Origin of the sequence: Microcoleus sp. LEGE 07076, assembly GCF_015207455.1 — a bacterium.
Taxonomy (GTDB): domain Bacteria; phylum Cyanobacteriota; class Cyanobacteriia; order Cyanobacteriales; family Microcoleaceae; genus Microcoleus.
Genome location: NZ_JADEWV010000301.1, coordinates 1 through 5,615 on the forward strand (window position 1 = coordinate 1; position 5,615 = coordinate 5,615).

Here is a 5,615-nt window from a genome sequence, read left to right on the forward strand (position 1 = left end):
GTGTAATTATTCCCAGCCACAAGCGAGGTTATTGGCTCCAACCCGGTTTTCTCAAAATATCGGGTTTTTTGATGGGGCGTGAATAGCGAGGCTTGGTGGCTTGCCGAGCGCCAATAACACCTGCAATTGACACCAGCCGACCAGGCGGTGTTTTTAGGCGGTAAAAATTAAGTCTGAAAAAAGCTTGACATTAGTGGGTCATTGAAAGTAAAAATAAATAACAGCAATCACAAAAATGAGGCTTTATGTTTGATTCGCGAGCGGCGAGCGGCAAGTATGCCATTGATAAGTTGCTATGCGCTACAACAATGAAGGCTAAAATACATCCGCTAAAATACTGAGTATCTGTGAGTTTTTCGGAATCTAAAATATCAAATCAAAAATCTAGAATATCATAACTCATGGCAACAGCTATTCTTGACCTGGAAATCTCCAAACTGCCGCCAGAAATTGCGGTTGAGGAACGTTACAGCAAAGCCCTGGTTTTAATTAGACTGCACGGAAAGCCGATCGGTCAAGCGACTGTTACTGTAGTCGGAGGTCGCATTGACGGTGAGGAATTGCGGGAAATACTGATGAACGCTACGGGGGATAATCTTCGCAAAAATTGGCTCTATGATGCCCTGGAATGGGATGAGCGGGGGCCGGTGGAGGCAATGCCGATCGCCACAGTAGCGGTTTGCACGCGCGATCGACCGGAAGATTTGCGGCGCTGTCTCGACGCGCTGATGCTGATGCCCGACGACGGTCAGGAATACCTGGTAATTGACAATTGTCCGGCCACGGAGGCTACCAAGGAACTGGTTAAAAATTACCCAAAAGTCCGCTATGTGCGCGAAGACTTAGCGGGCGAGAGCGCCGCGCGCAACGCCGGTTTACGCGAAGCTAAACACGAATTCGTAGCGTTTACAGATGACGATGCAGTGCCTGATCCGAACTGGCTGCGATCACTGTTGTGGAATTTTAGCGATCCGCGAGTTATGTGTGTCACTGGGTTGGTGATGCCCTTGGAACTGGAAACCGAAGCGCAAGAATGGTTCGAGCGCTATAGCCCCCACGGGCGGGGCTTCGAGCGCCGAGTTTTTGACGGGGCGTACTGGAATCCGCTGATTGTAGGTCCAGTGGGGGTTTCGGCGAGTATGGCTTTGCGGAAAAGTTTGATCGACTGTATCGGCTTGTTTGATGAGGCTTTAGGGGCGGGAACCCCCACTGTCGGCGGTTCAGACTGCGAACAGTTTGCGCGCATTTTGCGATCGGGCTACCGCATCGTCTACGAACCGAGGGCCTTGAGTTGGCACCGCCACCGGCGCACTTGGGAAGAATTGCAAAAAACGCTCCAAGGCTACGGAATCGGAATCTATGCTTTCTGGACGCAGATGTTTGTAATCAACAGAGAATTTAGTGTGCCTCTATTAGCTTGGGGATGGCTGCGGTATAAGCAAATTCCTGAATTATTTGCTTCAGTGCGAAAGCAACCGGGCTGTATTCCTAGTGATTTACTTTTAGCTCAACTGCGGGGATGCATGAGCGGGCCGATGGCTTATTTTTATTCTCGCAAGCGGTTGCAGGAAGTTAAAGGGGAAGTTAATTAATTTGAGATTGGAGATTTGAGATTTACTCCACAAATGAATCTGGAAAATTAAACTAAGGTTCTAAGTTTTTTGGATTAGTCATTAGTCATTAGTTAGGAGGAATAGGGAAGCAAGACAACGGATTGTGTAATGGATTTAAGGGATTTAATGGATATGGAGGGTACAGGGAAGAAGTAAGAGTGTTTGAAAATATAATCACCAATTATAAATTCCCAAAGACAAAAGACAAAAGACAAAAGACCCAAGACCAATTACCAATTACCAATTACCAATCTAATATGAATAGAGAAAATCCAACTGTTAGCATAATTATTCCCAGCCACAACCGAAGTTCTTCGCTGCGGCGAGCTCTTGATGCTTTGCACTCGCAGACTTATCCGATCGACCTGATGGAAGTTACGGTAGTCGCAGATAGCTGCATTGACGATACTTTGGCAATGTTACAAGACTACAAAGCTCCGTTTAAATTGCAGGCGATCGAAGTAAATTGCCGGAGTGCTTCCATCGCCCGCAACACCGGAGCAGCGGCTGCTACGGGAGAATTGCTGTTATTTCTAGATGATGACATTGAAGCAATGCCACTGCTGGTGGAAAGCCACGTGCGCGCTCATTATGAGCGTCCGGGCTGCGCTGTCATGGGCCCCTATCCGCCAAAGTTGCAGGGAGGAACTAGATTTTTTGACGTGGAAGTGCGCTCGTGGTGGGAAGACAAGTTTTATCAGATGAGCCGCTCGGATCACCGATTTACTTATCAAGATTTGCTCAGCGGCAACCTTTCTCTGGATGCAGATTTGTTTGCTCGTCAGGGTGGCTTCGATTCGGCTTTTGGGAACTGCGGCGGGGAAGATTACGAGTTTGGGCTGCGGTTGCTGAAAGCTGATGTATCTTTTGTTCTGGCTGCGGGCGCAGTGGGCTATCATTACGAACACGAAACTAACAATCTCGATCGCTCTTTTCGCCGCTCTCGTCAGGAAGGGCGCTCGGATGTTTTGATCGGTCAGCGACACCCGGAACTCAGACCGATGCTGCACATAAAAGACTACGAAACTCCTTATTCTTGGATAGACAAGATTTTGGTGGCGGTGGCGTTTTTGTGGCCGGCGGTTGTGGATTGGCTGGCTGTGGGAGTCAGGAAATCCCTGGATTTGCTCGAAAGCTTGGGAATGCGGGGAACTTGGCGGTGGTTGCGGGCAAAGTTGCGCGGTTATTGGTATTTGCGGGGTGTGATTGATGAGCTCAAAAGTCGATCGGCAATTTCTAGTTTTATGCAAGGAGGCCCGGCCCGTGCTGATTTGGGCGGACATGAAATTAACATCGATTTGTACCAAGGTTGGGAAGCAGCAGAAAACCTGCTGGACGCGGAACGACCGGCTGGGGTTTACCTATATTACGACCAACTGACAATCGGCCACATTTTTCCGCAAGCGGGGATGGAACCGCTGCGGGGCGCTCACTTGCGCTCGATTCTGGCGCTTCACTTGGCCGAACCCCTGGCTCGGGCGATCGGGGTTAACGGTATGCCCCGCCCTGCTGAAACGATCGAGGAAAAGCCAAAAGTTGCTTTTGAAAGTTACGAGTTAGCAATTAATGACTGAGTAGGTAGGTGCGAATAAACATTGCATCGATCGAGCTGGTGAGTGCATTCATCTTCTCGCTAATTATCTGGAAATCCTTAGCTAAACCAGCCCCTACCAAATATTATTTTTTCGTAGCCATATACTTGAGTAGGGGAATTTAAACCAAGAACTCAAACCTCAAAAGTTGGGAAATTGCTTTGATTGCAACTCCCAACTTAAAAGTCAAAAGTCAAAACTTTTTATCTAGTTCCCGCTGCAAAAATTTCTGGAGCAAGTTATGGCAATAAAAGTGATGGAAATTGAGTTTACCGAAGAGATTAATCCGATTCGGCAACTCGAAGAATACGAAGGAGTTCGGATTTTAGTTCGTTACCGGGGACGGCCTCGCGGCTGGGCTTATGTTAGTAACAATCCCTGGGAACAAACAATTTCCGCCGATCGAGTGCGACAAACAATTGTGGATCAGTTAGGCAAAGAGTTGGTGCGATCGACTTTAAGAGAGCAGTTCGGCGCTGTTTCTGAACCAGTGGCGGATCGCCACTTGCCGCCGATTAGTGTTGTCATCTGCACGCGCGATCGTACAGATTTGCTCAAAGGCGCTTTGGAAGCTTTGCTGGCACTCGACTATCCCGACCGCGAAATTATCGTTATAGACAACGCTCCGGCAAACAACAGCACCGCTGAATTGGTCGCGCGATTACCTGTACGCTACGTCAAGGAAGAACGGCCAGGATTGGACTGGGCGCGCAATCGCGGGATCGTTGAAGCGCGGCACGAGATTATTGCTTTTACTGACGATGACGTGCGGCCCGATCGCGGTTGGCTGCGGGGTATTGCTGAGGGTTTTGCAGAAGAGGAAATTATGGCAGTGAGCGGTTTAGTGGCTGCCGCCGAACTGGAAACCGTGGCGCAACAGCAATTTGAACTGATCTACGGCGGAATGCTGCAATACCTCGACACCCGCAAATTCTACGGTAGCGAGCTTTCTGTGCAGGAGTTGCTGTGGGCGAGCAAATACGGCGTGGGCGCGAATATGGCTTTCCGGCGGCAAGTTTTCGCGGAAGTTGGTAATTTTGACGTTGCTCTCGATGTGGGTACTGCGACTCGCGGTGGTGGAGATATTGAGATGTTTCATCGGATTCTGGCGAAGGGATACGCGACTGTTTACGAGCCGAGTGCTTTTGTGTGGCACTTGCACCGGCGCAGCGACAAGGCTTTGAGCAAGCAGTTGCAGGATAACGGGCGCGGTTTTGGGGCTTATTTGCTGACGTGCGATCGCAACCGCACTGTGCCGCGTCTGGAAATTTTGAAATTTGCGATGTTTAATTGGTTCGGTTGGTGGCTGGTGCGCCGCTTGAAGGCTCCGGGTTTGCTCCCGCGCCAGTTGGTAGTCAGCGAGTTGCTGGGAGCTTTAGACAGTTTTTTTGCTTACAGAAAAGCGCAGTTGCAGGCACAGCAGTTAGCTGAGCTAGAACCTCAAGTGCAGCCTCCGCCCCAAGCGCAGCAAGTCGCCGGGGGTGTGCGGTGAGAAGTTCTCAAAGGCTGGTTTACGGGCGCAAAATCTCTCATTTGTTCGATTTGCTGCGGGAGTTGGTCGATCGCGACATGAAACTACTTTACAAGCGATCAACCCTGGGGATTGCTTGGACTTTGATCAATCCGCTGTTACAGTTGGCGGTATTTTCATTTGTGTTTAAAACAGTAATTCCGGTGAATGTTCCGCAGTTTTCTTCCTTTGCTTTTAGCGGTTTATTAATTTGGAATTGGACTCAGACAGCGCTCTTCCAATCAACGGGACTAATTACTAGCAACCGGGCTTTAATTAGACAGCCAAATTTTCCGATCGCGATTTTGCCTGTGGTGACAACCACTACTGGATTAATTCACTTTTTGCTGGCGCTACCGGTACTAATTATCTTTCTGGCAATTGATGGAATTAAGCCGAATTCGGTGCTGCTGTATATGCCGTTTTTGATGTTAATTCAATTCTTTTTGACCGTGAGTTTAGCTTATCCCCTCGCCGCCATTAATGTTACTTTTCGCGACACTCAGCACACTTTGGGCGTAGTTTTGCAGATGCTTTTTTATCTGACTCCAATTTTCTACAACCTCGACAGTATACCGAAAGACTTTCTGCCTTTCTATCAGTTTAATCCGATGGTGTCACTGATTGAAGCCTACCGCGCCATACTTTTGAAAGGTACGCAGCCCGACTGGCAATCATTATTAACTGTCAGTTTTATTGTAGCAGTTCTGTTGCCGCTCGGACTGGGGATTTTCAGACGGCAAAGCGATCGTTTTGTGGAGGAGTTATAATGCGTCAAGCTATTGTTGTCAAGGGTTTGGGTAAACGTTTTAATCGCTACAGTGCCGATCGACCTTTTACGATCATGGAGGCGGCTTTGTGGGGGTGGTGGCGGATGAAACCGCAAGCACATTTTTGGGC

4 protein-coding genes are annotated in these 5,615 nt (G+C 48.9%); all 4 read left to right on the forward strand.

Annotation, left to right across the window (positions count from 1 at the left end; translation table 11 throughout):
• The first annotated feature begins 401 nt into the window (after positions 1–401).
• Positions 402–1,592 carry a glycosyltransferase family 2 protein gene (locus tag IQ270_RS27715; protein WP_193976360.1) on the forward strand — a complete coding sequence of 397 codons (1,191 nt, stop codon included), beginning with the start codon at positions 402–404 and terminating at the stop codon, positions 1,590–1,592.
• Between the two features lie 278 nt (positions 1,593–1,870).
• Positions 1,871–3,187: a glycosyltransferase family 2 protein gene (locus IQ270_RS27720; RefSeq protein WP_193976361.1), complete on the forward strand. Its 1,317-nt coding sequence runs from the start codon at positions 1,871–1,873 to the stop codon at positions 3,185–3,187.
• A gap of 259 nt (positions 3,188–3,446) precedes the next feature.
• Entirely contained in the window at positions 3,447–4,697 is a 1,251-nt protein-coding gene (locus IQ270_RS27725; protein ID WP_193976362.1) for a glycosyltransferase family 2 protein, read from the forward strand.
• The gene (locus IQ270_RS27730) at positions 4,694–5,485 is read left to right on the forward strand and encodes an ABC transporter permease (RefSeq protein WP_193976363.1); all 792 of its coding nucleotides are present in this window, start codon (positions 4,694–4,696) and stop codon (positions 5,483–5,485) included. The genes IQ270_RS27725 and IQ270_RS27730 overlap by 4 nt, the downstream gene beginning before the upstream one ends.
• Positions 5,486–5,615 lie beyond the last annotated feature (130 nt).

Excerpts from the sequence above, each read along its gene's own strand:
- IQ270_RS27715 (WP_193976360.1), top strand. The coding sequence starts at position 402 with ATGGCAACAGCTATTCTTGACCTGGAAATCTCCAAACTGCCGCCAGAA.
- IQ270_RS27720 (WP_193976361.1), top strand. The coding sequence starts at position 1,871 with ATGAATAGAGAAAATCCAACTGTTAGCATAATTATTCCCAGCCACAAC.
- IQ270_RS27725 (WP_193976362.1), top strand. The coding sequence starts at position 3,447 with ATGGCAATAAAAGTGATGGAAATTGAGTTTACCGAAGAGATTAATCCG.